This is a genomic window from Bacillus tianshenii, assembly GCA_020524525.2.
Lineage (GTDB): Bacteria > Bacillota > Bacilli > Bacillales > Bacillaceae_N > Bacillus_AV.
This window is the reverse complement of sequence record CP129018.1, coordinates 1,873,283-1,897,307: the sequence shown is the minus strand read 5'-3', so window position 1 is coordinate 1,897,307 and position 24,025 is coordinate 1,873,283. Positions and strand designations below refer to the sequence as shown.

Genomic DNA, 24,025 nt, shown 5'->3' with positions numbered 1-24,025 from the left:
GGTGACTTACATTGATACGAACGATAATAATTGGAGTTTTAGCCGTAGCACTTGTTGGGACAGGTGTTTGGGGTTATCAAGAAAATCAAGAGAAAAATGCAGTGCTTATTCATGCAGAAAATAACTATCAACGTGCTTTTCATGAGCTGACTTATCAAATGGACCTACTACAAGACAAGATTGGTACTGTACTTGCGATGAACTCTCGGGCGCAATTATCGCCTGCATTAGCAGAAGTATGGCGGATTACATCTGAAGCGCATTCTGATGTTGGACAATTACCACTATCTTTACTTCCTTTTAATAAAACAGAGGAGTTCCTTTCAGATATCGGCGACTTTAGTTATCGTACAGCAGTCCGAGATTTGGAAAAGAAGCCACTTTCACAAGATGAATACCAAACATTGCAATCTCTTTATAAAAGTGCTTCTGATATCCAGCAAGAATTACGTAAAGTACAAGCTCTTTCAATGAAAAATAACTTGCGCTGGATGGATGTTGAGCTTGCGTTAGCCTCTGGCAAAGAGCAAGCAGATAACACGATCATTGATGGGTTCAAAACTGTTGAAAAGAATGTTGAGGGGTATTCCGAAAGTGATTTTGGTCCGACGTTTACACAGTCGACGAATAAGAAGGAAGATGAATTTCGTTATTTAGAGGGGAAAGACATTACAAAAGAAGAAGCAAAAGCAAAAGCGAAAAACTTTTTATCACTTAAGAAAAATACTCCAATTGAGGTTACAGAGAGCGGCAAAGGAGCGAATTATCAGTTCTACAGCTTGTACGTAGCTGACGGGGATAATCAAGTGTATTTAGATATGACGAAAAAAGGCGGCTACCCGATTTGGGCAATTAACCAACGAACGATAGATGAATCGAAAATCAGTCTAAATCAAGCTGCTGAAAAAGCAAAAGACTATTTAAAGAAGCACGGGTTTAAAAACTTAGAGTTAACAGAATCGACTCAATTTGATAATACAGGGGTATTCACGTTTATCGGAAAAGAAAACGGTATACGTATTTATCCAGATTCGATCCGTGTTAAAACGGCTCTTGATAACGGGCAAATCGTTGGGTTTTCTGCAAAAGATTATTTAATGTCCCATCATAGTCGGACACTTCCAAAACCAATGATACCTGCTCAGCAAGCACGCCAGAAAGTGAATCCAGAGGTCAAAATTCAAGACGCACACCTTGCATTAATTATAAATGATCTAAGGGGAAGAGGTTCTCTGTCATGAGTTTCTAGGTACAATCGGAGAATCAACTTATCGTATCTTTATTAATGCAGAAACAGGCGATGAAGAGAAAGTTGACAAGCTCCAGAACGCTGAACCAATCTATGATGCACTTACAAAAAAATAGGCTGAAAATCACGGTTAAAAATTAAACAATAAGGGTACTAAGTATAGGAAAAAAGGTTGACAAACGTTCCTTCTATTGTAAAAATAGAGAGGAATTTTAACGAATTTTAAACAAACAAAGATAATAGAACATTCCTAACATATGGTTTTTGAAAAGAAGCCATGAACTTTATGTCAACCAAACTATAAAGGTTCATAAAGTGGGGAAGGGGAGAGGAAAACATGTTTGACGTGGGCGATACGCTTGAGATTATGAGTTCATTACATGAAGATACCCTAAGTTCAAAGGTGATTGAGATAGATGATGAAAATATATTTATCCAAGAGCCTGTCAACATACGAACAAATCGAAGTGCTTATTTAGGTAAAGGGACAAAGGTTCAAGTAACATATACAGTACCTTCTACAGGTGTTTATCAATTTATTTCAGAAATTACGACCGCCATTACAGGGATTATGCCGATGTTTGTAATACGTAAGCCTAAAGAAGATGATATTATTCGAATTCAGCGTCGTAATTTTGTAAGGGTAGAGGCAATGCTTGATATGATAGTTCAATCGGAAAACGAAGAAGAGGAGTTTGAGCCATTCAAAGCTTATACCACTAATATTAGTGGCGGCGGTATCGCTGTTGCACTTCCTTTCAAACATCCATTGAAGGAGGATATGGACGTTCGCTTAAAGTTTGAGCTTCCATTAGAAAATAACCCAAACTATAAGCTTGATGTACTCGGTCATGTAGTCCGGATTTCGCCTGGTAGAGATGATCATAAGGATAGGGCAAGCATTGAGTTCTTGAAATTAGCAGATATCGACCGTCGTACCATTGTTCGGTTTACATTTGAACGTCAATTAGCACTGCGAAAAACAAAATATCAATAAGATGAAAGATGCATAGTTCTCCCTCTGTTGTGGAAAAGTAACGAAAACAGGGGGTTTTTTTATTGCTTAAAGCGATGGAACGCATACTAATTAAATTACTATGTATTCATGCTTTCGTATTATTGATTGCGCAGATTCTACTTTTATATACCCCGTTTTCGCCTCATTTAACCAAGGTTACGCTTTATGAGGGTGTAGTGAAACAAGAGAAGCCGCCTGTTGTTGAAACAATAGATTCTCCATAGCAGTTATGATATTATAAGGTTGATTGCATTCAGAGCAAACCACTTCGGAGTATGCTTCCGATTTTTTTAAAAAAAGATGAGGGTAAAAGGTGAAGCTTTGTACTTTTCTTAGATAGAGAGATGGATGAAGGAGAGGAACATATGAAACAGATTTCTGTGGCAATTGACGGCCCTGCAGCAGCTGGAAAAAGTACGATTGCAAAGCTGTTGGCTGAACGTTACCAATACATATATATTGATACCGGGGCGATGTATCGCGCGTTAACTTTAGCAGCGCTTGAACAAAATATTGATGTGAATGATGAAGCTGCACTTTCAACCCTTTTACAGAAGACGGACATTGATTTGAAGCCGTCAGATAATGGTCAGCTTGTTTATATAAATGGACGTGAAGTCACAAGCGAGATTCGCAGTAATGAAGTATCTAACCATGTTTCACAGGTTGCTCAGCATGCAGCTGTGAGAGAGGAAATGGTGAACAGACAACGTGAATTTGCTCATGATGGCGGAGTTGTAATGGATGGACGTGACATTGGTACTCAAGTTCTTCCGAAGGCTGAAGTGAAAATCTATATGATTGCGTCAGTTGATGAACGAGCAAAACGCCGCTATGAAGAAAATTTAGAAAAAGGAATTCCGGCAGATTTGGAGAAATTAAAAGAGGAGATCGCTAATCGGGACAAACTTGATATGGAACGGAAAGTCTCGCCTCTAAAAAAAGCTGCTGATGCAGTTGAACTTGATACAACCTCCCTTTCAATAAATGAAGTTGTCGACAAAATCAGCGCGGTTATGAAAGAAAGGGTTGGGTGAAATGAACTTATATCGCGTCGGTTATAATTTAGTTAAAGTCGTCTTTCACTCTACATATCGAATCGAAGTGATTGGTTCAGAAAATGTCCCAAAGGACGGCGGGATTTTATTGTGCTCTAATCATATTTCAAACTTTGATCCGCCAATGGTCGGCATTTGTGCGCCCCGTCCAATTCATTTTATGGCAAAGGATGAGCTGTTCAAATATCCAGTTGTGAAGCAGTTGATGCAAAGTATTAATGCTTTTCCTGTTAAGAGAGGAATGGGGGATAAGCAAGCGCTCCGCCAAGGGTTAAAATTGCTAAAAGAAGGAGAAGTTCTTGGTCTTTTCCCTGAGGGAACACGCAGTAAGACAGGAGAGTTGGGAGAAGGACTTTCAGGTGCTGGTTTCTTTGCGCTGCGTTCAAATGCTTATGTCGTTCCAGCAGCGGTCATTGGTTCTTATAAGCCTTTTAGTAAAGTTAAAGTAGCCTTTGGAAAACCGATTGATATGCAGTCGTTACGTGACGAGAAAGCTTCCGCTAAAGAAGCAACAGCAGCAATTATGGCATCAATTGCAGAATTGCTTGAAAAATATAAATAATGATAGACTTTACACTTGACAAATTCAACCGAATGTTAGAAGTTAGAAAAAAGAACATTTCTTGTTCTGAAAATATTGATTAAGCAGACTTTGGCGTTTGTTGGGATTTAAGGAGGTAGTGAAAATGGCTGAAGAAATGAATCAAGTATCCGAAAATACCTTTGAGGTGGGTTCAACTGTTACTGGGAAGGTTACAAAAGTTGAGGACAAGCAAGTCCTTGTAGATGTCGGATATAAGACAGATGGAATAGTTCCAATTAGCGAGCTTTCCAGCCTGCACATTGAAAAAGCTGGCGACGCTGTATCCGAAGGTGATGAACTAACGTTGCAAGTTAAGAAAGTCGACGATGATGAAATTGTCCTTTCGAAACGTGCGGTAGATGCTGAAAAAGCATGGGTTGATCTTGAAGAAAAATTCGAAAACAATGAAGTTTTTGAAGCGGAAGTGAAAGACGTTGTGAAAGGCGGTCTTGTCGTTGACCTTGGTGTCCGCGGTTTCATTCCTGCTTCACTAGTCGAGCGTCATTATGTAGAAGATTTCTCTGATTATAAAGGACGTTCACTTACTTTGAAAGTTGTTGAGTTAGATAAAGAAAAAAACCGTGTCATCCTATCACATCGCGCTGTTCTTGAAGATGAGCTTGATCAGAAGAAACAAGAAACGTTAGAATCTCTTCATGAAGGTCAAGTGCTTGATGGAACAGTACAACGTTTGACTGATTTTGGAGCATTTGTTGACATTGGAGGTCTTGATGGACTAGTACATATCTCTCAACTTGCACATCATCATGTGGAAACACCTTCAGAGGTCGTAGAAGAAGGACAAAAGGTTAAAGTAAAAGTTCTAGGCGTAGACCAAGATAATGAACGTATTTCACTTTCTATTAAGGAAACTCTTCCTGGACCATGGGAAAATGTCGATGAAAACGTTCAACCTGGTAGCGTGCTTGAAGGAACTGTAAAGCGTCTTGTATCATTTGGTGCGTTTGTTGAAGTCCTTCCTGGTGTTGAAGGATTAGTGCACATTTCTCAAATTGCAAACCGCCATATCGGTACGCCGCATGAAGTTCTTGAAGAAGGACAAACAGTAAAAGTAAAAGTACTTGATGTGAGTCAAAGTGATAAGCGTATCTCTTTAAGTATTCGGGAGCTTGAGGAGAAAGCACCACAAGAGGATTACAGCTCTTATCAGCAAGATGATGAACCATCTTCTGGTTTCCAACTGGGCGACATTCTTGGTGACGATCTAAAAAAATTCAGATAAAACGGTGATGAACATTGTCAAGACAGCAGCGGAAAATTGAACACATTCAACACGCGCTGTCTACCGGTCAACAACGCACTCATGGCTTAGAGGATGTTCGATTTGTACATCAAACTTTGCCTAATTGTAATGTTGAGGAAATAGAAATAGCTTCAAAAGCAGGCGAACTTTCTCTAAGTTCGCCTCTTTTTATCAATGCGATGACTGGTGGCGGCGGACAGAAAACATATGAAATCAACCAAATGCTTGCTAGAGCTGCAAGTGTAACTGGTACAGCAGTCGCTGTCGGCTCTCAAATGGCAGCTTTAAAGGATAAAGCAGAACGGCGAACTTACGAAGTTGTCCGGAAAGAAAATCCAAAGGGGATCATCTTTGCGAACCTTGGAAGTGAAGCAACTGTAGAACAGGCAACTGAAGCAGTAGAGATGCTTGAGGCGAACGCCCTGCAAATCCATTTAAATGTAATCCAAGAGCTTGTCATGCCAGAGGGAGATCGCGAATTTTATGGGGCGATCGACAGGATCGAAAAGATTGTCTCTGCGTTAAATGTACCTGTTATTGCGAAAGAAGTCGGCTATGGAATGAGTTCCGAGGCTGCTGTTATGTTAGAGAGTGCTGGAGTTCAGATGATCGATGTCGGCGGCTTCGGAGGTACGAACTTTTCTCGCGTGGAAAATGAGAGACGAAAACGGCATCTTGCATTCTTTAATGAATGGGGAATCCCAACAGCAACGGCAGTGCCGGAAGTGAAATCAGGAGTTAAGCATGCTTCCATTTTTGCTTCAGGTGGCCTGCAAAACGCGCTTGACTTAGCTAAGGTTATTGCGCTCGGTGCTGATGCTGCAGGTATGGCTGGCTATTTCTTACGTATTGCAATCAAACACGGGGAAAATAGACTGATTGAAGAAATTGAACAAATCTTAACGGATTTACGTTTTGTCATGACAGCTGTTGGTGCTCGAACAATCCAACAGTTACAGCAGGCTCCAATTGTGATTAGTGGTGAAACATCCCATTGGCTTAAAGAGCGTGGAATAGATACCACTTTGTATAGTCAAAGAACAATTAAATAAAACGAAAAAACCGATGTTTCTATTTTGGACATCGGTTTTTTATTTCCTCTAGCTAAAATTTATTTATTTCGTTTACGTGCCTCTTCTGGACCTTCCATTATTGTGGCCCCTTTATATTGTAAGCCTTGGTCACGGTCATTTTCGAGACTTTCTTTTTGACGTAATTTCTTTTCTTGACGATCTTTTCCCATTACCTTCACTCCTTTCATTTTTTCTTATGGTTAGTTTGAACGATGGCTTTAGCATCTATGTGGAAAGAAACTTTCTTAATAAAGGCAGGAATGAAAAGACATAAAAAACGTCATAATGGAGAATACTGGAGGTTATGACGTGGATGGACTTCTTTTTTATTGGTTGTGCTGGCTCGGCTGGATTTATACGACCTTTATCATGTCGAAAAGAAAAGAACGGAATTGGTTTGCGGTATTCATCTTAGGGTTGATTATTCTTTCAGAAACGTCTTTTTTTGTAAAGGGATTTGAAGTTAATGCTTCTTATTTATTTCTTTTACTAACGGCGTGTGCACTTTCTTACTTTCTTTCGCGAGTGGAGAAAGTATTGCTTCTTTTTGCTTCATTAGCAGTGACCGCTGCCTTTATGGCATTTCACTTATTTGAATTATATGACCCTGTTTGGGTAATTGCAGACCGGAAATGGCTATTAGCTGGCATTTTGTTTCTCGTTACCGTTTTGATTAGTGATTCTTTCTTATTTCGGGCGGCAGCTGTGATAATCGGCATGTGTGAGGGAGAGTGGCTGTATACGTTTTTGTTACGTCCTTATTCATTTAATGGAGAAGTTGGTCAATTTGAATTTCTTGATATCGCAGCTTGTACGATTATGGCAGTGGTGCTTTGGGGTGGCTTTGAGAGGCTGATTTTATGGCTGAACCGACAGATGCAGAGAAGCTTTAGTGAAAGGCAGTGAAATTGAAATGAATGAATATACATATCCCATCTTGTTTGGGGTCATTCTTGGTACGCTTTCAAGACTCTATATGTTGAAAACAGATTACCGTCAGTATCCTACATATTTACATGGGAAAGTGATTCATATTGCGCTTGGTTTTATCGCTGCAGGGCTCGGAACAGTGGCAGTGCCTGCTATTATGGAAGAGGAATTCACGGCAATAACGTTTTTAGCACTTGCTGCTTCGCAGTTTCGTGAAGTACGAAATATGGAGCGCAATACATTGACAGAGCTTGATACCTATGAGCTCGTTCCACGCGGTAATACGTATATTGAAGGCATTGCAATTGCTTTTGAAGGTCGTAATTACCTCGTTATATTAACATCTTTCATTTCGACATTAGCTTATTTAGTGGTAAATGTGTGGGCTGCGCTTATCATTGGGATTGTTGCAATTTATTTGTCAAAAAAATTAATGTCAGGCGGCACGTTAAAAGATATTGTAACCATCGAAGAAATGCCGCTTCGCTTTGAAGGTCCTGGTCTTTATATCGACAACATTTACATTATGAACATCGGTTTACCTGTAAGGCAGGAAGAGATTTTAAAGCATGGAATGGGCTTTATACTAACACCGAAAAACTTCGATGTCGTATCTACGATTGCAAACCTTGGGCAAAGACAAGCGATTTTACATGATGTATCCGTGACATTAGGTGTTTACAGAGATTCAGGTACGCCCGCACTTGTACCTTTAATAAAACGTGATTTAGATGATGGACGAATTGGTGTATTTATTTTACCGCAAGACCGTGATGCAGAAAAAGCAAAGCGAATTATCGGGAATGTACCCACCCTTGAAAATGCGATTCGTATGCCGACTGAATCCAAAGCAAGCAAAGAGGAGCGTGGGGAAGAATGAAGATAGAAAAAGCTATATTAGCCACGATTACGACAAATCAGGCGAAGGTCGGCAGTGGCCCATCAGTATTTTTATGTGAATCAGCGCAAGAGATGGAACATATCGCCGCGAATTTAGAGGCAATTCTCGACGGTATTGCCCATCAATTGACAGAAGAATTATATATTATTGTAAAGCATTAAGTGCTCCGGAAAGAAATTGTCAAATCATGAAGTGGTTGCTATAATAAATAAGTTGAGATTACGTGAACCCTTTTTCCTGTAAAGCGGGACGTTTTAATATCCTCCGCGTAAGGAGAAGGGTTTTTTAATCGGCTAGAAAATGATAAGGCTATATATGCTTATGTATGATTAGCATCATTCCAGCTTAAGGTCACTATGGACTATGTCGAGTGTGTCCAAAAAGAGGGGCATTTTTGTTTTGTGGAGCAGTGTTTATCGCCATTGTTTTGAGCTGAATGATTGAAGATAGAGGAATGTTTTGGATAGGAAGGATGAAAGAGTATGGCAAAGCCAGTAATTGCGATTGTCGGGCGCCCGAATGTTGGGAAATCGACGATCTTTAACCGCATTGTCGGTGAACGTATTTCGATTGTTGAGGATATTCCAGGGGTCACGCGCGACCGAATTTATAGCGCTGCCGAATGGTTAAATCATGAATTTAATATTATTGATACAGGTGGAATTGAGCTTAGCGATGAGCCTTTCTTGCACCAAATACGCCAACAGGCTGAAATTGCAATTGATGAAGCTGATGTGATTTTATTTCTCGTTAATGGTCGGGAAGGTGTAACACCTGCAGATGATGAGGTTGCAAAAATTCTTTACCGCTCACATAAACCAGTTGTTCTTGGAGTGAACAAAGTTGATAACCCGGACATGCGTGAGCAAGTTTATGATTTTTATTCATTAGGATTTGGAGAGCCATATCCAGTTTCAGGTACGCATGGGCTTGGACTTGGTGATCTGCTTGACGCAGCAGCCCAGCATTTCCCTTCAGGTGCTAAGGATGAACGTGATGAAAATAAAATTTATTTCTCATTAATCGGACGTCCAAACGTTGGAAAATCCTCACTTGTGAATGCAATGCTAGGTGAAGAACGCGTGATTGTAAGTGATATTGAAGGTACAACACGTGATGCGATTGATAGTGAATTTAAACGAGATGGTCAAGAATATGTCATTATTGATACAGCAGGTATGCGTAAAAAAGGAAAAGTATATGAGACTACCGAAAAATATAGTGTGCTTCGTGCACTACGAGCAATTGAACGCTCAGATGTTGTCTTAGTTGTGATTGATGCAGAAACAGGTATCATTGAGCAGGATAAAAAGATTGCTGGCTACGCTCATGAAGCAGGCCGCGGTGTCATCATTGTAGTTAATAAATGGGATGCAGTTCAAAAAAATGAGAAGACAATGAATGAATTTGAAGAAAAGATTCGTGCGCACTTCCAGTTTTTGGATTACGCACCGATTGTTTTTTTATCTGCGATCACAAAGAAACGGATGCATGTGTTATTGCCGATGATTAATCAAGTGGCGGACAACCATAGCATGCGCGTTCAAACGAATATTTTAAATGAAGTATTGATGGATGCGATCGCTATGAATCCGACACCGACTGACGGCAGCCGCCGCCTGAAGATTTTCTATGCAACACAAGTTGCTGTTAAGCCGCCGACGTTTGTTGTGTTTGTAAATGACCCAGAATTAATGCATTTCTCCTACAAGCGGTTTATCGAAAATCAAATTCGTGAGGCCTTTGGCTTTAAGGGTACACCAGTTCGCATTCTGTCTCGTGCACGAGGCTAAGGAAGTAAAGCACCTAATTCAATAAGGGATGTGATGGGATGGCAGAAATTTCAGTGTTTGGAGCAGGGAGCTGGGGAACAGCTCTAGCTATGGTGTTAGCTCAGAATGGACATACGGTTCGTTTATGGTCACACCGAAAAGACCAAGCTGACGAAATCAACGAGAAACACACAAATGAAAAATATCTACCAGGCGTTTCGCTGCCTGCCTCCATTATTGGCTATTCTTCGATTGAAGAGTGTTTGCAGGGCGTGGAGACGGTCTTAATGGTCGTTCCGACAAAAGCGATGCGTGAAGTGCTTCAGAAAATGAAGTCGCATTTGAAGGAGCCGCTCACGATTGTCCATGCAAGTAAAGGGATTGAACCAGAAACCTATAAGCGGGTTTCTGAAGTGATTGAAGAGGAAATCCCAGAGGAGTATCGGAAAGCTGTGGTTGTGCTTTCGGGCCCAAGTCATGCAGAAGAGGTAAGTTGTTCACAACCGACGACAGTTACAGTTTCATCAACTTCGATTGAAGCAGCGACAAAAGCACAAGATTTATTTATTAGTAAAACTTTTCGCGTCTACACAAACCCTGACATTGTCGGAGTGGAAATTGGTGGAGCGCTTAAGAATATTATCGCACTTGGGGCTGGCATTTCTGATGGGCTTGGGTTTGGAGATAATGCGAAAGCAGCTCTTGTAACACGCGGGCTTGCTGAAATAGCTCGACTTGGTGTGAAAATGGGAGCAAACCCGCTTACATTCTCAGGGTTAACAGGAATTGGTGACTTAATTGTAACGTGTACAAGCCAGCACAGCCGGAACTGGCGTGCAGGTAATATGCTTGGACAAGGTCACAAGCTTGAAGAAGTATTAGAGAATATGGGTATGGTCGTTGAAGGCGTGCGGACAACGAAAGCCGCATATCAGCTTGCTAAGGAACAACAGGTGACAATGCCAATTACAAATGCCATCTATCGAATTTTGTTCGAAGGTGCAACGCCGAAAGAGGCTGTTGGAGATCTCATGACACGAATGCGTACGCATGAGATGGAAGATTTGCGTGATTTCGCTTCTTCAACATGTCTTCCAGAACAATAAGTTTATTAGGATGGGCACAACGTCTTGCTGCAGGCATATAATAAGGTGAGAATAAACGGCAGCAAGGAGATGAGTGAACGTGATCGATGACGGTTCTAATCGTAGTTCTTACGATGAAGAGACAATTCGACGAGTGGTTCGGCATTTTTCTGAATGGATGAACGCTGATTTATCGAAGCAAGAAGAAAACCGCATCGTCAATGAGGTCTTGCACGAACAAAAGCCGCTTGATTGTCATACATTTCGTAAGTATTTGTAAAAAAAACCGCTTAAAGATAGGCGCTTGAATGAGTCAGATGTATACAAGTTGGCATAAGTTAGAGTGAACTCACCCTTAGAGTTGGACAGTGTATTGGGAATATATTCGTTCTGGACTGAAGCAGCTTTTTAAAGTTTGCTTCAGTATTTTTTTGCAAAAAAGCTGAACTCATATTGCTGGGCTGTAAATAATGCGTCACATTTAACCTCTGAATGGCACAAAATGTGTGCTATAATGGTTGTCGGAAAAAGGAGAGATTCAGATGTCGACAGCATTAATGAAAATGTATGTTTCATTCGCTGGGATTATTTTTATGTTTGTATCCGTAGCGTTAATTATGTTTAGCCGTTCAAAGTTAAAACCAGGAATTTTGCGCATTGTGTTATCTTTTATTGCGTGGGTGTTAATGATCCTTGCAGGTATTATTATTTTCTTTATCGTATTCAGTGGCCCCGTCCCTGAATAAGTCTACATAGAAGGGGGACAGGCAGGAAAAATGAAAGCATTGATAAAACGTTTTGTCATGCTAACAGGTATGATGGTTTTATTAAGCGGTTGTTTGTATCCAGACGAACAGCTCTCGAAAAACCAAGTGCCGTATGAATCGCAACTCCAATCCGTTCAACAAGCCGTTGACGCTTTCCAAAAGGATAACAATGGGTTGCTGCCGATTAAAACGCGTGAAAATGACACACCGCTTTACCGAAAATACCCAGTTGATTTTAATAAGCTATTGCCGCGTTATATGCAAGACCCTCCAGGTTCTGCTTATGAAAATGGCGGCATCTATCAGTTTGTATTAACAGATGTTGAAAATGATCCGACTGTTAAAGTGATCGATCTCGTTTCGATTGATAAGATTCGAGATTTAAAGCTGCGATTAATGGTGTACCGTGATAAGCATGGCTACCCGCCATTTAAAGAACAAATCGGGCCAAATGTGTATGCGCTTGATTATGAACAGCTTGGCTATAAAGAAACGCCTTATGTGGAAAGCCCGTATTCTGAGAACCGTCTTGAGATGATTGCAGATGGGCAAGGAGAAATTTATATTGATTACGCTCCTGACCTTTATCAAGCTCTGAAAGATTATGAACATCAACTTAAGAACGGCGACGATATTCGTCAGCTGCTAGTGGAGAATACACCGATTGTACCAGCTTACTCTGTCCCGTATACCGTAGAGGACGGAGAACCTGTTTTTATGAAGTAACAATGATCATCACTTATTTAAATTTTGCGCATGAACCCTTTTCTTTTGCATACGAATGTAAAAGAAAAGGGTTTTATTTTTGAACAAAAACCTTTTTTATAAAAAAATTGCAAGAAACGGGGAAGTGCAGGTTCTAACTTAAAAGGACAACATCATACATATGTATTGTCCGATTAATCTCGAAACAAGCACCAGTGCCGTTTTAGCATATTCCCAATCAGTAAAGTATGGGAGGTTATTGAATGGAAAAGGTAGATATTTTCAAAGATATTGCGGAACGTACCGGCGGTGATATTTATTTGGGTGTCGTAGGTGCCGTTCGTACCGGAAAATCAACATTTATTAAAAAATTTATGGAGCTCGTCGTTTTGCCAAACATCGAGAATGAATCAGATAAAGCACGTGCACAGGACGAATTGCCACAAAGTGCAGCCGGAAAAACGATTATGACAACGGAACCGAAGTTTGTTCCGAATCAAGCAGTGACAGTTGATGTGGATGAAGGCTTAGAGGTGAATGTGCGGCTTGTTGATTGTGTAGGTTACACAGTTCCTGGTGCAAAAGGTTATGAAGACGAAAATGGTCCAAGAATGATTAACACTCCTTGGTATGAAGAGCCGATTCCGTTTCATGAAGCAGCGGAAATTGGTACACGAAAGGTTATTCAAGAGCACTCTACATTAGGTGTTGTTATTACAACGGACGGTTCAATTGGAGAAATCGAACGGCATAATTATTTAGAAGCAGAAGAACGTGTCATTGAGGAGTTGAAAGAGGTTGGAAAGCCATTTATTATGGTTGTCAACTCTGCTCACCCTCACCATCCTGACACAGAAAAGCTTCGTAGGCAGTTAAATGAAAAGTACGACATTCCAGTACTTGCAATGAGTGTTGAAGGAATGAACGATCAGGATGTTTATAGCGTCCTACGTGAAGCATTATATGAGTTTCCTGTTTTAGAAGTGAATGTGAATTTACCAAGCTGGGTGATGGTGCTTAAAGAGGATCATTGGCTTCGTCAAAGCTATCAGGAAGCAGTAAAAGAAACCGTAAAAGATATCAAACGTCTGCGAGATGTTGATCGTGTTGTAGGACAGTTTAGCGATTATGAATATATTGCAAATGCATCACTTGCAGGTATTGATATGGGGCAAGGTATTGCAGAAATTGACCTATTTGCACCAGAAGATCTCTACGACCAAATTTTAAAAGAAGTTGTTGGAGTGGAGATTCGTGGAAAAGATCACTTGTTAGAGCTTATGCAAGAATTCTCTTACGCGAAAGCAGAGTATGACCAAGTGGCCGATGCGCTTCGGATGGTGAAACAAACAGGCTATGGTATAGCAGCACCTGCCTTGGAGGATATGAGCTTAGACGAGCCTGAAATAATCCGCCAAGGGTCAAGGTTTGGAGTTCGTTTGAAGGCTGTAGCTCCATCTATTCATATGGTGAAAGTGGACGTCGAAAGTGAATTTGCTCCAATTATCGGAACAGAGAAGCAAAGCGAAGAGCTTGTTCGATATTTAATGCAGGACTTTGAGGAGGACCCACTTTCCATTTGGAATTCCGATATCTTCGGACGCAGCTTAAGTTCAATTGTCCGAGAAGGTATCTCAGCGAAGCTTTCGTTAATGCCAGAGAACGCACGCTATAAGCTGAAAGAAACGTTAGAGCGAATCATTAATGAAGGTTCAGGCGGTTTAATTGCAATTATTCTATAAAAATGAGAAGCTCCTTTTTTTGAAGGGGCTTTTTGTTTTGGAGTGAAGAGGAAATGTTTTGTTGCCCATAAGCGGAGGTCTACGCTTATCTTTTATATAACAGGTTGATTTTTGGTGTTTAACGTTGCAAGTTGAATTTGGTTTCAAATAGAATAAAGTGAGTAAGTGATTTTTTACTTCGGTCATTATTTTACGTGCTGGTTTATGATTAAAGGAGGGACTCTGATTGAGGCATGTGTTTATTACGGCTGGATCAAAAGGGCTCGGCCGAAAAGTAACAGAAAAAATGCTAGCGAACGGTTACTCTGTCTCTGTCAACTATCGTAGTGATCAACAAGCGGTTGAAAGCTTGAAAGAAGCATACCATCATATGTCGGAGCACCTTCATTTTGTGCAAGGGGATGTAACGAGCAAAGAAGATATTAAGCGTATGGTTGGGGAAATAAAAGAAAAATTCGGAAGGATCGACATTTTAATTCATAATGCAGGGCCGTACATTTTTGAGCGTAAGAAGTTAGCGGATTATGAAGAAGCAGAGTGGTATGATATGGTAGAAGGAAACTTAAGCGCTGTGTTTCATTTGTTTAAAGAAACTGTCCAGCTTATGCGGCAACAGCAGTTTGGACGGATTGTTACATATGGTTTTCAAGGGGCGGAAGCGGCTCCTGGCTGGGTGAATCGTTCTGCCTTTGCTGCCTCAAAGGTTGGACTTGTTTCTCTGACCAAATCAATCTCGCTTGAAGAAGCGGAAAATGGGATAACAGCTAACATGGTTTGTCCTGGAAACATAGTTGGGAAAATGAAGGAAGCATCCATTGAAGAAGTAAGAAACATTCATGATGAGAATACACCAATAGGAAGACCAGGGACTGGTGAAGATATTGCGCGAACGATTAAATTTTTGTGTGAAGAAGATTCTGATATGGTGACAGGTGCTGTCATTGAAGTGACAGGTGGCGTTGATGTTATCAATCGCTTTCGGTAAAAATGCACGCTTTAACCTGTATAAACGGCATAAAAACGACGTTTATTTGGGAAAATCCTCATAAATCTGATGATTCTTCGTGAAAATTATTGAATTCTGTCTTCTAATCGTTTAATATAAGGCGTGTCAATACGTTGTCAGCCTTGGCATGTATAAGATTTGGTAAATATGTCAAGAACAATAATAACTCATTCATTTCGATGAAATGGCTGATAAATGCTGACAGCTAATCTTTTTTGTATACTGAGTTGAAACATTGTTTTTCAGCTTTGAGTGGCATTACATGAAGGTTTTTTTGGGAGGAGGTGAATGGCATGAACAAGACAGAACTAATCAATGCAGTAGCTGAAGCCAGCGAGCTTTCCAAAAAGGACGCTACAAAAGCAGTTGATGCTGTTTTTGACTCAATTATGGATGCTCTTAAAGAGGGCGACAAAGTACAACTTATCGGTTTTGGTAACTTTGAAGTACGCGAACGTGCAGCGCGTAAAGGGCGTAACCCGCAAACTGGTGATGAAATCGAAATCCCAGCAAGCAAAGTTCCAGCTTTCAAACCTGGTAAAGCCCTTAAAGATGCTGTTAAATAATACATAAAGGGCTTAAAGAAGGGTCGCACATTCTGCGACCCTTCTTTTTTGCCTTTGAATATGTACATGTGCTAGAATCATCTTAACTTTTTAAATGTATGGCCTGAGGGTTAGGAGGAGTTATCGTGTCTAAAGTCAACCATGAACAAATCGAACAAGCAGTACGTTTAATCTTAGAAGCAATAGGTGAAGACCCTAATCGAGAAGGGCTGCTAGATACACCTAAGCGTGTAGCGAGAATGTATGAAGAGGTATTCCGGGGGCTTCATCAAGACCCGAAAGAATATTTTGCAACAATCTTTAGTGAAGACCATGAAGAGCTTGTATTAGTAAAGGATATTCCATTCTATTCAATGTGTGAGCACCACCTTGTGCCATTCTACGGAAAAGCACATGTCGCTTATATTCCACGTAATGGCCGTGTAACAGGCTTAAGCAAGCTTGCACGTGCAGTAGAATCAGTAGCAGCACGTCCGCAACTACAAGAACGTATTACAAAAACAGTTGCTGATTCGATCATGGAAACCCTTGAACCTCATGGAGCAATGGTGATTGTAGAAGCGGAACATATGTGCATGACGATGCGTGGAGTTAAGAAGCCTGGTTCTCAAACGGTTACTTCAGCTGTGCGTGGTATTTTTGAAAAGGATGAAGCTGCTCGTTCAGAAGTATTATCGCTGATCCGCAGATAACATAGCCTATTGTCATTGACTTTTGCCAAAAGGTGTTAGATAGTATTAAAAGGACAACGTTTACATTCTGATCAAGTGCTGGGAGGAAGAGAAGTTGGACAAATCTTCGACGAATCCGAACAATGAATTTTTCGTGATTAAAGCAAAAGAAGACGGCGTCAATGTTATTGGTTTGACTCGTGGAGCTGATACACGTTTCTTTCATTCTGAAAAGCTGGATAAGGGTGAAGTGATGATTGCTCAATTTACAGAGCACACTTCAGCAGTGAAAGTTCGAGGGAAAGCGGTTATTCAAACAGCTCACGGGGAAATTGAAGCTGATTAATTTCTAGCTGAAACTTGGCATATGCCAAGTTTTCTTCTATATATCTTGAAAATGTATGGTTTTTTTACTATGGTTGCGTGAATAATATAACTTACCGCGGTCACTTCCATTTTCCTATGTTATAATAAGGGGAAATTGATGGATATTTAGATCGGTGTTGGACAAGGGTGGTAAGCATGAGCGACATCTATGGAGAATTAAAGCAAATGAAAGCGACGATTGAAGCAAAAATTAAGCATCCTTATTTAATGGAATTTATTGAAAAGCCATTAATCGATGAAGATAAGATGCTTCTTTTGTATGAGATTTTGAAAGAGGCGAAGACATCAATCGCTTCAATGAAAGATTACATCATACCTACAATGCTTGTACAAGTTGCTTTGGATACGCATGAATTAGTTACGACTACAAAGTTAGAAGAAGAAGACGAGCGAATGAAGAGTCGTCAACTAACGGTGCTAGCGGGTGATTATTATAGTGGATTATACTATTACTTGCTCGCAAAAGTCGGGAACCTAACGATGATTAGTAATTTAGCACATGCGATTCGTGAAATTAATGAACATAAGATTTCTGTTTATCAAAAAGATACTGGCTGTGTCGAAAACTTAATGAACAGTATTCGACAAATTGAATCTTCATTGATTCAAAAGATGGCTGATTTATTACAAGTCCCAAATATGAAAGAGCTTGCAGCCAACCTATGCTTCTATAAACGGCTTCAAAATGAACGAGATAAGTTTCTAAGTAATCGCTTTTCTTTGTTGTTTGATGCAATCAAAAAAGAAGTCATTTCAGGCGGAGTCACACCTGAACGAGGCATGGATGACCAGCGTGACCATTTATTAAATATTTGTGATTATTATATGAAGCAAGCTAAGCAGCAAATTGAACTACAATTAGCACAGCATTTTACTTTTAGTGAAGTACTGCGAAAACGAATTGATGGATTATTGTTTGATTATCCATACATGAATGATAAAGTCGTGGAAGAAGGGTGAGTTATGGGGCGCTCTAAGGAAGAACGGGTTCATCATGTTTTTGAAAGCATCTATGATAAGTATGATATGATGAATTCAGTTATTAGCTTTCAACGTCATAAAGCTTGGCGGAAAGATACGATGAAGCTTATGAATGTTCAGGCAGGACAATGTGCACTTGATTTGTGTTGCGGAACCGCTGATTGGACGATCTCGCTCGCTGACGCAGTAGGTCCGAATGGAAAAGTGTATGGGCTTGATTTTAGCCAAAATATGCTTAAAGTAGGGGAAGAGAAAGTAAAGCATCAAGGTTTACATCAAGTTGAGCTCATTCATGGAAATGCCATGAACCTGCCGTTTGAAGAGAACAGCTTTGATTTTGTCACGATCGGTTTCGGCTTGCGAAATGTACCAGATTACTTGCAAGTATTAAAAGAAATGCATCGTGTATTGAAGCCTGGTGGAAAAGCTGTATGTCTTGAAACAAGTCAGCCGACAGCAATCGGCTTTAAGCAGGCGTATTATTTATATTTTAAACATATCATGCCAATGCTGGGGAAAATGCTTGCGAAAAGCTACGATGAGTACGCATGGCTTCATGAATCTGCCAAGGATTTTCCGGGCCGCAATGAATTAAAGGAAATGTTCTTGCAAACGGGATTTGCGAAAGTAGACGTGAAAAGTTACACAGGCGGTGTGGCTGCCATGCATATGGGGCATAAATAGAGTATGCATGTAATAGTTAGTAAAGGTGAATGACATGAAGTTAAAAATGATGTATCACTTCTTACAATCGGATCTAGATATAATTGAGCGAAACTTGGAGGAAACGATTGCTTCCGAGCATCCTTTACTTCAACAAGCGTCGATGCATCTTCTAAAAGCAGGCGGAAAACGTATTCGGCCTGTCTTTGTCTTGTTAGCAGGAAAGTTCGGTAATTACGACATCGAAGTAATGAAGCGTGTTGCCGTTTCCCTTGAGTTAATTCATATGGCGTCGCTTGTGCATGATGACGTGATTGATGATGCGGAACTAAGGCGTGGAAAAGAAACCATTAAAGCGAAATGGGATAACCGTGTCGCAATGTATACGGGAGATTATATTTTTGCTCGTATGCTTGAGTTAATGACGATGTTAGATAAGCCTGAAGCGCATCAAATTCTATCAAAAACGATTGTAGAAGTGTGTGTTGGGGAAATCGAACAAATTCGCGATAAGTTTAATTGGGAACAAAATACACGTACATACTTTCGTCGAATTAAGCGGAAGACTGCTTTATTAATCGCTGTAAGCTGTCAGCTTGGGGCAGTTGCTTCAGATGTGCCGAAAGAAATTCATGAGAAGCTGTTTAAGTTCGGTTATTATATTGGCATGTCTTATCAGATCATCGATGATATTCTTGATTTCACAAGTACAGAGGAAGAGTTGGGCAAGCCTGCGGGCAGTGATCTGATGCAAGGGAATATTACACTTCCTGTCTTATATGCAATCCGCGATGAAAAGTTAAAGGAACGAATTAAACTGATCTCAGAGGAAAATCGTGAAGAGATTCTTTCCATTATTCTTTCATCAGGGGGAATTGAATACGCAAAAGACATAAGTGACCGCTATCTTGAAAAAGCTTTGAACATACTTGAAGAATTGCCAAATAACCGGGCAAAACGGTCATTCCGCAGTATTGCAAAATATATTGGTAAACGTAAATTTTAAGACATTGCGATTTTTGTGAAAATTTGATAACATTTGTATGGGTTTTCATAATCCGGATACATAATAACATAACAAATGAAGTGGAGAGATGGTAATGGAAAAGACATTTCTAATGGTTAAGCCAGACGGCGTTCAACGCAATCTAATTGGTGAAATTGTTTCACGTTTTGAAAAGAAAGGCTTCCAACTAGTTGGAGCAAAATTAATGACAATTCCGCAAGAGCTTGCAGAAGAGCATTACGGAGAACATAAAGAAAAGCCTTTCTTCGGTGAGTTAACTGGCTTTATTACATCAGCTCCTGTTTTCGCAATGGTATGGCAGGGTGAAGGTGTTATCGCAACTGCTCGTCAAATGATGGGCAAAACAAACCCTGCAGATGCAGCATCTGGCACAATCCGTGGTGACTACGGTCTTACTGTAGGAAAGAATGTTATCCACGGTTCTGATTCTCCAGAAAGCGCAGAACGTGAAATTAATCTTTTCTTCGATGAGAAGGAATTAAACACTTACGATAAACATATGGATAAGTGGGTCTACTAAGTTTTTTTGAAACCAGCCAACGTTAAACGGGCTGGTTTTTTTGAATTTCTGCACGTTTTTAATAAAATTCTTTCAAATTAGGGTGTTTTTACTAAAGTTTTCCTAGATCATCCACTTGTAATATGATAAAAAAAAGGTACATAAGGATGTAATAAATGTTTTGGGGTATTTGTTCATTAATAAAAGCGGTGGAAGTGAAATGACGATAAACGGACTACATTTCTTTGTTGAAGGCTGTGAATAATTTACATTTTTTATGTAGGGCTCCACCCTTTTTCTACTAAAAAGATTAGTTTTTTCTAACAGATAAGAGGAGACAGATGGTATGGGAAATGATTATCAAGGCTTTATCAGGAAAGTAAATCAAAAAACAGGGATTGATCTTTCAGCTTACAAAGAAGCGCAAATGAAGCGCCGCTTAACCTCACTCTATCAAAAGAGAGGTTATCGTGATTTTGATGATTTTTTCAATGCGATGGCGAAAGATAATGAAATACTTGAAGAGTTCCTCGACCGGATGACGATTAATGTGTCTGAGTTTTATCGAAATTATAAGCGCTGGGAAGTACTTGAGAACAAAATTTTGCCTAAGCTGTATCAGCAAAACAAACGGCTGAAGGTATGGAGTGCAGCTTGTTCAACAGGTGAAGAGCCTTATACATTGGCAATGATCCTTTCTAAGTTTATGCCGCTCTCTCAAGTAAGTATCCATGCAACAGACTTAGATAAAAACGTGATGGCACGTGCAAAAAGGGGTCTTTATCCAGAACGTTCGCTCCAAGAAGTGCCAGATGACATAAAGCGCAAATATTTCACAAAAGACGGTTCGTTCTTTAAGGTCAGTGATGATATTAAGCGAACGGTTACATTTAAGCAGCATAATTTATTATCTGATTCATATGACAGCAATTATGATTTAATTGTGTGCCGAAATGTGTTAATTTATTTTACAGAAGAAGCGAAGGATAAGTTGTATCAAAAGTTTGCGGCTGCCCTGCGTCCAGGTGGTATCTTTTTTGTAGGGAGTACAGAACAGATTTTCAACCCGTCGAAATACGGATTTGAAACAGAAGATACATTTTTCTATCGCAAAGGCTAGTAGTAATGTGAAAAACGGGGTTCATCTAAAAGATTGAACCCTTTTTTTATATCGACAGGACAAAATCAGAACATTATGATATATTTGTACTTAAAAGCTTTAAAGAGGTGAAGAGGATGAGGTATTTAACTGCAGGAGAATCTCATGGTCCACAATTAACAACGATTTTAGAAGGAATCCCAGCCCAACTTTCCCTTACGGCTGAAGATATTAATTATGAACTTGCGCGTCGACAAAAAGGGCATGGACGCGGACGGAGAATGCAAATTGAAAAAGACCAAGTTCAAATCTTAAGTGGTGTTCGTCATGGTAAGACATTAGGTTCACCAATTACGCTTGTTGTCGAAAACAAAGACTGGACGCACTGGACGAATGTCATGGGTATTGAACCGCTTGCTGAGGAAGACGAGCAAGACGTGAAACGTCAAATTACGAGACCACGTCCAGGACATGCAGACCTAGTCGGCGGCTACAAATATGGCCACCGTGATCTACGGAATGTGTTAGAGCGTTCAAGTGCGCGAGAAACGACAGTGCGTGTTGCTGCTGGTGCAGTAGCTAAAAAGATTTTAAGTGAACTAGGCATTCAAGTAGCAGGTCATGTCCGCGAAATCGGTGGTATTCGTGCTGAGAACATTGAATATAGCAGTTTAGAAGATTTGAAACAACGAACAGAAGCTTCATCTGTCCGTTGTTTAGACAGTGAAGTAGAAGAAAAGATGAAACAAGAAATTGATGATGCGAAGAAAAATGGCGATTCTATCGGCGGTGTTGTCGAAGTGATTGTCGAAGGCGTTCCAGCTGGACTTGGAAGCTATGTCCAATATGATCGCAAGCTTGATGCGAAAATTGCCGCAGCCATTGTAAGCATTAATGCATTCAAAGGTGTGGAATTTGGAATTGGGTTTGAAGCGGCTCGCCGGTTTGGTAGTGAAGTACATGATGAAATTCTTTGGGATGAAGAAAATGGCTATACACGTGCTACAAACAATCTTGGCGGCTTTGAAGGTGGCATGACAACAGGGATGCCGATTGTTGTTCGCGGTGTGATGAAGCCGATTCCGACTTTATATAAACCACTTCGAAGTGTCGATATTGATACGAAGGAGTCGTTTGAAGCGAGCATTGAACGTTCAGACAGTTGTGCAGTGCCAGCCGCAAGTGTCGTAGCAGAAGCGGTTGTCGCTTGGGAAATCGCACAAGCTCTTGTCGAACATTATGGGACAGACCGAATGGATTTAATTGCGAAAAATATCGAGCAGGCAAAAGAAGACGCAAGGAAGTATTAAGATGGAAACATTACAAATTGAAACAGCCTCAAAGTCATATCCTGTTAATATTGGTGAAAAGTTGCGTCTGCAAGCAGGTGAATTAATGCATGCGCTTGGGAATTATTCATCAGTGTTTATTATAACGGATGAAGCGGTAGCTCCTTTCTATTTAGAAGAAGTGTCAAAGAGCTTTGAAGCGCATTACCATGTTCATACCTATATTGTCCCTAAAGGGGAGGCAGCAAAGTCATTTGACGTCTACTTTAATTGTCAAACTGAAATGCTTGAAAATGGTTGTGATCGAAAGACACTTGTCGTAGCACTCGGTGGTGGAGCTGTTGGCGATTTAGCAGGTTTTGTCGCTGCAACGTTTATGCGTGGCGTCCCATTCGTCCAAATGCCGACAACACTTCTTGCTCATGACAGCAGTGTCGGTGGGAAGACAGCAATCAACCATCCCCAAGGGAAAAACATGATTGGTGCGTTCTATCAACCTGAAGCAGTTCTTTATGACATTGAAATGCTGAACAGCCTGCCAGAGCATGAGTGGCGCTCAGGCTTTGCAGAAGTCATCAAACATGCACTCATTCGAGATGAATCCTTCTATCATTGGCTCCAAGAGAATGTGACATCTATTAAACAGCTACGTGATGACAAGTTAGTTTATGCGTTGAAAAAAGGCATTACGGTTAAAGCCTCTGTTGTGAAGGAAGATGAGAAAGAACAAGGCATCCGTGCTTACTTGAATTTTGGCCATACATTAGGGCATGCAGTAGAAGCATTACACGGCTATGGAAAGATTACTCACGGTGATGCTGTAGCAATCGGAATGCTGTTTGCGATTCGTTTGAGTGAAGATTATTACGAGGTTGACCTTCACTCTGATACGTTTGCACAATGGTTTAAAGAATATGGCTACCCAGAGCTTTCGAAAGCATTTACTGCAGACCAGCTGTTGGAATATATGAAAAAAGACAAAAAAGCACATGCAGGAAACATTCGAATGGTCTTGATGAAAGAAATTGGCGATGTCGAGACGGTTCAGCTTTCAGATGAGTATGTTTTACGTAAGCTAGAAGAAGCACTGAGGGGGTGATGAGCGTGGTTCGTGGGATTCGAGGAGCCATTACAGTTGAGAAGAATGATGCAGAGGAAATTGTAGAGGCTGCCGGTCGTTTGCTTAGTAAAATGATCGAACGAAATGAGATTGAAGCAGAATCAGTCGCCCAAATTTTAATTTCGGTAACAGACGATTTGAATGCTGCTTTTCCAGCTAAGGCGCTTCGTTCGTTAGAAGGATGGATGTATGTGCCGGTTATGTGCATGCAGGAAATTCCAGTTCCAAACGGACTTCCGCATTGTATTCGTGTTATGATGACCGTGAATACTTCTGTGCCTCAAGAAAGGATTGAACATGTCTATTTAGAAGATGCTGTGAAATTAAGACCTGATTTAACATTGACAAATGAGCAGCAACGATCATAAGATATGTTCAAAGGTTAAGAGGAGATGAACGAGTCAATCTCCGGCCTAATGATTTTTGAGTTAATAGATGAGATGAGCATAGGGCAGTTGAGAATGAGAGAGTTTAGCTGAGGTGAGCATAGCAATAATTGGTTTACTCTGCCCTAAACGTACACAGAATCTATCTGTGTTTGTTTAGGGCTTTATTTATCATACAGTTTTA

General features: G+C 40.4%; 28 protein-coding genes and 1 pseudogene. 28 read left to right on the top strand and 1 reads right to left on the bottom strand.

The window, feature by feature from the left end; all coding sequences use genetic code 11:
• The first annotated feature begins 11 nt into the window (after positions 1-11).
• From ypeB to fni, 7 genes and pseudogenes are all read left to right on the top strand, one after another.
• A pseudogene (gene ypeB / locus LC040_09610) lies at positions 12-1,365 on the top strand (germination protein YpeB).
• A gap of 221 nt (positions 1,366-1,586) precedes the next feature.
• Positions 1,587-2,246 (top strand): PilZ domain-containing protein, encoded by a 660-nt coding sequence (locus LC040_09605; GenBank protein WLR53119.1) that lies wholly within the window; start codon positions 1,587-1,589, stop codon positions 2,244-2,246.
• Between the two features lie 74 nt (positions 2,247-2,320).
• Positions 2,321-2,491 (top strand): DUF5359 family protein, encoded by a 171-nt coding sequence (locus tag LC040_09600; GenBank protein WLR53244.1) that lies wholly within the window; start codon positions 2,321-2,323, stop codon positions 2,489-2,491.
• 141 nt (positions 2,492-2,632) lie between these two features.
• A complete protein-coding gene (gene cmk / locus LC040_09595) occupies positions 2,633-3,304 on the top strand; it encodes a (d)CMP kinase (GenBank protein WLR53118.1) in 672 nt (223 codons plus the stop codon).
• A gap of 1 nt (position 3,305) precedes the next feature.
• Positions 3,306-3,887: a lysophospholipid acyltransferase family protein gene (locus tag LC040_09590; GenBank protein WLR53117.1), complete on the top strand. Its 582-nt coding sequence runs from the start codon at positions 3,306-3,308 to the stop codon at positions 3,885-3,887.
• 124 nt (positions 3,888-4,011) lie between these two features.
• A complete protein-coding gene (gene rpsA / locus LC040_09585) occupies positions 4,012-5,151 on the top strand; it encodes a 30S ribosomal protein S1 (protein ID WLR53116.1) in 1,140 nt (379 codons plus the stop codon).
• Positions 5,152-5,165: 14 nt separating this feature from the next.
• Positions 5,166-6,224, top strand: a complete 1,059-nt coding sequence (gene fni, locus LC040_09580) for a type 2 isopentenyl-diphosphate Delta-isomerase (protein ID WLR53115.1) — start codon at positions 5,166-5,168, stop codon at positions 6,222-6,224.
• Between the two features lie 59 nt (positions 6,225-6,283).
• Here the strand turns inward: fni and LC040_09575 are convergent, their stop codons facing one another.
• A complete protein-coding gene (locus LC040_09575; protein WLR53114.1) occupies positions 6,284-6,415 on the bottom strand; it encodes a YpzI family protein in 132 nt (43 codons plus the stop codon).
• Positions 6,416-6,554: 139 nt separating this feature from the next.
• Between LC040_09575 and LC040_09570 the strand changes: the two genes are divergently transcribed.
• From LC040_09570 to aroH, 21 genes are all read left to right on the top strand, one after another.
• Positions 6,555-7,151 (top strand): hypothetical protein, encoded by a 597-nt coding sequence (locus LC040_09570; GenBank protein WLR53113.1) that lies wholly within the window; start codon positions 6,555-6,557, stop codon positions 7,149-7,151.
• A gap of 7 nt (positions 7,152-7,158) precedes the next feature.
• Positions 7,159-8,055: a YIEGIA family protein gene (locus tag LC040_09565; protein WLR53112.1), complete on the top strand. Its 897-nt coding sequence runs from the start codon at positions 7,159-7,161 to the stop codon at positions 8,053-8,055.
• Entirely contained in the window at positions 8,052-8,237 is a 186-nt protein-coding gene (locus LC040_09560; protein ID WLR53111.1) for a hypothetical protein, read from the top strand. The genes LC040_09565 and LC040_09560 overlap by 4 nt, the downstream gene beginning before the upstream one ends.
• A 321-nt stretch (positions 8,238-8,558) precedes the next feature.
• On the top strand, positions 8,559-9,869 hold the full coding sequence (gene der / locus LC040_09555; GenBank protein ID WLR53110.1) for a ribosome biogenesis GTPase Der: 1,311 nt from the start codon (positions 8,559-8,561) through the stop codon (positions 9,867-9,869).
• A gap of 38 nt (positions 9,870-9,907) precedes the next feature.
• On the top strand, positions 9,908-10,954 hold the full coding sequence (locus LC040_09550; GenBank protein ID WLR53109.1) for an NAD(P)H-dependent glycerol-3-phosphate dehydrogenase: 1,047 nt from the start codon (positions 9,908-9,910) through the stop codon (positions 10,952-10,954).
• Positions 10,955-11,033: 79 nt separating this feature from the next.
• Positions 11,034-11,213, top strand: coding sequence for a stage VI sporulation protein F (locus LC040_09545; protein ID WLR53108.1), 180 nt, complete (start codon positions 11,034-11,036; stop codon positions 11,211-11,213).
• Positions 11,214-11,475: 262 nt separating this feature from the next.
• Positions 11,476-11,679 (top strand): DUF2768 domain-containing protein, encoded by a 204-nt coding sequence (locus tag LC040_09540; protein WLR53107.1) that lies wholly within the window; start codon positions 11,476-11,478, stop codon positions 11,677-11,679.
• Between the two features lie 30 nt (positions 11,680-11,709).
• Positions 11,710-12,426 carry a hypothetical protein gene (locus tag LC040_09535; protein ID WLR53106.1) on the top strand — a complete coding sequence of 239 codons (717 nt, stop codon included), beginning with the start codon at positions 11,710-11,712 and terminating at the stop codon, positions 12,424-12,426.
• Between the two features lie 242 nt (positions 12,427-12,668).
• Positions 12,669-14,147, top strand: a complete 1,479-nt coding sequence (gene spoIVA / locus LC040_09530) for a stage IV sporulation protein A (GenBank protein ID WLR53105.1) — start codon at positions 12,669-12,671, stop codon at positions 14,145-14,147.
• Positions 14,148-14,373: 226 nt separating this feature from the next.
• Positions 14,374-15,132 carry an SDR family oxidoreductase gene (locus LC040_09525; protein WLR53104.1) on the top strand — a complete coding sequence of 253 codons (759 nt, stop codon included), beginning with the start codon at positions 14,374-14,376 and terminating at the stop codon, positions 15,130-15,132.
• A 314-nt stretch (positions 15,133-15,446) separates the two neighbouring features.
• Positions 15,447-15,719: an HU family DNA-binding protein gene (locus tag LC040_09520; protein WLR53103.1), complete on the top strand. Its 273-nt coding sequence runs from the start codon at positions 15,447-15,449 to the stop codon at positions 15,717-15,719.
• Positions 15,720-15,844: 125 nt separating this feature from the next.
• Positions 15,845-16,411 (top strand): GTP cyclohydrolase I FolE, encoded by a 567-nt coding sequence (gene folE, locus LC040_09515; protein ID WLR53102.1) that lies wholly within the window; start codon positions 15,845-15,847, stop codon positions 16,409-16,411.
• 94 nt (positions 16,412-16,505) lie between these two features.
• On the top strand, positions 16,506-16,736 hold the full coding sequence (gene mtrB / locus LC040_09510) for a trp RNA-binding attenuation protein MtrB (protein WLR53101.1): 231 nt from the start codon (positions 16,506-16,508) through the stop codon (positions 16,734-16,736).
• A gap of 176 nt (positions 16,737-16,912) precedes the next feature.
• Positions 16,913-17,737: a heptaprenyl diphosphate synthase component 1 gene (locus LC040_09505; protein WLR53100.1), complete on the top strand. Its 825-nt coding sequence runs from the start codon at positions 16,913-16,915 to the stop codon at positions 17,735-17,737.
• 3 nt (positions 17,738-17,740) lie between these two features.
• Positions 17,741-18,442, top strand: coding sequence for a demethylmenaquinone methyltransferase (gene menG / locus LC040_09500; protein WLR53099.1), 702 nt, complete (start codon positions 17,741-17,743; stop codon positions 18,440-18,442).
• Positions 18,443-18,476: 34 nt separating this feature from the next.
• Entirely contained in the window at positions 18,477-19,427 is a 951-nt protein-coding gene (gene hepT / locus LC040_09495; GenBank protein ID WLR53098.1) for a heptaprenyl diphosphate synthase component II, read from the top strand.
• Between the two features lie 94 nt (positions 19,428-19,521).
• Positions 19,522-19,968, top strand: coding sequence for a nucleoside-diphosphate kinase (gene ndk / locus LC040_09490; GenBank protein WLR53097.1), 447 nt, complete (start codon positions 19,522-19,524; stop codon positions 19,966-19,968).
• Positions 19,969-20,293: 325 nt separating this feature from the next.
• Positions 20,294-21,067, top strand: a complete 774-nt coding sequence (locus LC040_09485) for a protein-glutamate O-methyltransferase CheR (GenBank protein WLR53096.1) — start codon at positions 20,294-20,296, stop codon at positions 21,065-21,067.
• A 116-nt stretch (positions 21,068-21,183) separates the two neighbouring features.
• Positions 21,184-22,356, top strand: coding sequence for a chorismate synthase (aroC, locus tag LC040_09480; GenBank protein ID WLR53095.1), 1,173 nt, complete (start codon positions 21,184-21,186; stop codon positions 22,354-22,356).
• A 1-nt stretch (position 22,357) separates the two neighbouring features.
• Positions 22,358-23,434, top strand: a complete 1,077-nt coding sequence (gene aroB / locus LC040_09475; protein ID WLR53094.1) for a 3-dehydroquinate synthase — start codon at positions 22,358-22,360, stop codon at positions 23,432-23,434.
• Between the two features lie 5 nt (positions 23,435-23,439).
• Positions 23,440-23,823 carry a chorismate mutase gene (gene aroH, locus LC040_09470; GenBank protein ID WLR53093.1) on the top strand — a complete coding sequence of 128 codons (384 nt, stop codon included), beginning with the start codon at positions 23,440-23,442 and terminating at the stop codon, positions 23,821-23,823.
• Positions 23,824-24,025 lie beyond the last annotated feature (202 nt).

Excerpts from the sequence above, each read along its gene's own strand:
- LC040_09565 (WLR53112.1), top strand. The coding sequence starts at position 7,159 with ATGAATGAATATACATATCCCATCTTGTTTGGGGTCATTCTTGGTACG.
- LC040_09590 (WLR53117.1), top strand. The coding sequence starts at position 3,306 with ATGAACTTATATCGCGTCGGTTATAATTTAGTTAAAGTCGTCTTTCAC.
- cmk (WLR53118.1), top strand. The coding sequence starts at position 2,633 with ATGAAACAGATTTCTGTGGCAATTGACGGCCCTGCAGCAGCTGGAAAA.
- LC040_09575 (WLR53114.1), bottom strand. The coding sequence starts at position 6,415 with ATGGGAAAAGATCGTCAAGAAAAGAAATTACGTCAAAAAGAAAGTCTC.
- LC040_09535 (WLR53106.1), top strand. The coding sequence starts at position 11,710 with ATGAAAGCATTGATAAAACGTTTTGTCATGCTAACAGGTATGATGGTT.
- rpsA (WLR53116.1), top strand. The coding sequence starts at position 4,012 with ATGGCTGAAGAAATGAATCAAGTATCCGAAAATACCTTTGAGGTGGGT.
- LC040_09540 (WLR53107.1), top strand. The coding sequence starts at position 11,476 with ATGTCGACAGCATTAATGAAAATGTATGTTTCATTCGCTGGGATTATT.
- menG (WLR53099.1), top strand. The coding sequence starts at position 17,741 with ATGGGGCGCTCTAAGGAAGAACGGGTTCATCATGTTTTTGAAAGCATC.
- LC040_09520 (WLR53103.1), top strand. The coding sequence starts at position 15,447 with ATGAACAAGACAGAACTAATCAATGCAGTAGCTGAAGCCAGCGAGCTT.
- spoIVA (WLR53105.1), top strand. The coding sequence starts at position 12,669 with ATGGAAAAGGTAGATATTTTCAAAGATATTGCGGAACGTACCGGCGGT.
- ndk (WLR53097.1), top strand. The coding sequence starts at position 19,522 with ATGGAAAAGACATTTCTAATGGTTAAGCCAGACGGCGTTCAACGCAAT.
- der (WLR53110.1), top strand. The coding sequence starts at position 8,559 with ATGGCAAAGCCAGTAATTGCGATTGTCGGGCGCCCGAATGTTGGGAAA.
- aroB (WLR53094.1), top strand. The coding sequence starts at position 22,358 with ATGGAAACATTACAAATTGAAACAGCCTCAAAGTCATATCCTGTTAAT.
- LC040_09505 (WLR53100.1), top strand. The coding sequence starts at position 16,913 with ATGAGCGACATCTATGGAGAATTAAAGCAAATGAAAGCGACGATTGAA.
- hepT (WLR53098.1), top strand. The coding sequence starts at position 18,477 with ATGAAGTTAAAAATGATGTATCACTTCTTACAATCGGATCTAGATATA.
- LC040_09550 (WLR53109.1), top strand. The coding sequence starts at position 9,908 with ATGGCAGAAATTTCAGTGTTTGGAGCAGGGAGCTGGGGAACAGCTCTA.
- LC040_09600 (WLR53244.1), top strand. The coding sequence starts at position 2,321 with ATGGAACGCATACTAATTAAATTACTATGTATTCATGCTTTCGTATTA.
- aroC (WLR53095.1), top strand. The coding sequence starts at position 21,184 with ATGAGGTATTTAACTGCAGGAGAATCTCATGGTCCACAATTAACAACG.
- LC040_09485 (WLR53096.1), top strand. The coding sequence starts at position 20,294 with ATGGGAAATGATTATCAAGGCTTTATCAGGAAAGTAAATCAAAAAACA.
- LC040_09560 (WLR53111.1), top strand. The coding sequence starts at position 8,052 with ATGAAGATAGAAAAAGCTATATTAGCCACGATTACGACAAATCAGGCG.
- LC040_09605 (WLR53119.1), top strand. The coding sequence starts at position 1,587 with ATGTTTGACGTGGGCGATACGCTTGAGATTATGAGTTCATTACATGAA.